Origin of the sequence: Sphingomonas sp. TF3 (assembly GCF_003985085.1) — a bacterium.
Taxonomy (GTDB): domain Bacteria; phylum Pseudomonadota; class Alphaproteobacteria; order Sphingomonadales; family Sphingomonadaceae; genus Sphingomonas.
This window is the reverse complement of sequence record NZ_RWKS01000071.1, coordinates 1-1,628: the sequence shown is the minus strand read 5'-3', so window position 1 is coordinate 1,628 and position 1,628 is coordinate 1. Positions and strand designations below refer to the sequence as shown.

Below are 1,628 nucleotides of genomic sequence, written 5' to 3'. Positions count from 1 at the left end.
CCCCCGATCGCAACGCGCTTCAAACTGGTAAACGATTGGGCGTGCAAGTCCATCCAGTCCAGCAGCGCGAGCCAAACGGTCGGCACACCGGCGGTAAATGTCACGCCTTCCTGCTCGAACAGCTCATGTAGGCTGGCGCCGTCCAGCCTCGGTCCCGGCATGACAAGCTTGGCGCCGACCATCGGTGCCGCGAAAGGGACACCCCAGGCATTGACGTGGAACATCGGCACGATCGGAGAGGCCGCATCCAGGGCTGAGAGTCCCATCACGTCGGGCAGCGCGCAGGTCATGCCGTGCAATACGCTGGACCGATGGCTGTAGAGCACGCCCTTGGGCTCGCCCGTAGTCCCGGAGGTGTAGCACAGGCCGGACGCAGTATTCTCATCGATATCCGGCCACTCGTATTCGTCCGATTCTCCCGCGATCAGTGTCTCGTAGCAGACGAGACCGGGAAGGATCTCGGATTTCGGCATATGGGCTTCGTCGGTCATGATGACGACGGCCTTCAGGTCCTTCAGCCTGTCCGCCAGCGCTTCGAGGATCGGCAGAAACGACAGGTCCGAGAAGAGGATCCGGTCTCCGGCATGCGCGATGAGATAGGCGATCTGCTCTGGGAAGAGGCGTGGATTGATCGTGTGGCAGACTAGGCCGGATCCGGACACGCCATAATAGAGCTCCATGTGCCGATAGCCGTTCCAGGCCAGTGTTCCGACCCGGTCGCCATTTTCGAGGCCGAGGCGTCCGAGGGCATTGGCGAGCTTCTGCGCGCGCCCTGAAAGCTCGGCATAGGTATAGCGGTGGATCGACCCTTCCACGGTACGCGATACCACCTCCGTGTCACCGTGATAGGCCGACGCGTGTCGCAGGATCGACGACACGAGCAGTGGCGAGTGCATCATCTGTCCAAGCATCACATTTCCTCCACCGGAATTCTTCCGATCAAAATCTCCTGCATCATAGGCGATTTTCATGAAATCATTCGTTTGATCTTTAAACGATCAGAAGCGATAGCCAATTCCTACACCGATAATGGTCGGGTTTATCGCTACATGCGCCGAAGCCGGTGCTGGACCGACTTTTGCGGTCACATTAGTGCTCACCCAAATCTGTTGAATATAACTGTGTAATGTCCAGCGCTCAGAAACGTCGTAGTCGACCCCAAGCTTCAGTGCAGGCCCGAACGCATTGTCAACGCTGACGTCATTAAGTGCAGCATCGTCAACATTCAGGAACACGACATAGGTTACGCCTGCGCCGACATACGGCTTGAGCGCGCCGAAACCTGAGAAGTGATATTCGCCCGACACAGTCAAAGGGCCGTAATTGGCGCTCGCCAACGTGCCGAAGGCGGCGAGCGAGCCAGCCCCCTTGATGTGCGCTCGCGGCGGATATCCAGAATAGACATTTAGCGCAATTTTAGGCGTCAAAAAATAGCTGACATCAAACGTCGCAGTAAGATTGTTCGCAAGCGAAACCGAGCCGTCTGGTACCTTAGCACCGCCAACCGCGACACTCGAACTCTCATTAGTGAACACGTTGGCACCGTCTACGTGTACCAACCAATGTTTAAAATCGCTGGGAATTGCGGTGCTATCGCCTTCTTGCAAAGACGTTGAAGGAGAATAAAC

2 protein-coding genes are annotated in these 1,628 nt (G+C 56.9%); both read right to left on the bottom strand.

The window, feature by feature from the left end; translation table 11 throughout:
- Window positions 1-971, bottom strand: a 971-nt coding sequence (locus tag EJC47_RS20820; protein ID WP_221885207.1) for an AMP-binding protein, incomplete at its 3' end; no start/stop codon positions are given.
- A gap of 27 nt (window positions 972-998) precedes the next feature.
- The coding region (locus tag EJC47_RS20815; protein WP_148110568.1) for an OmpW/AlkL family protein at window positions 999-1,628 on the bottom strand (630 nt) is incomplete at its 5' end.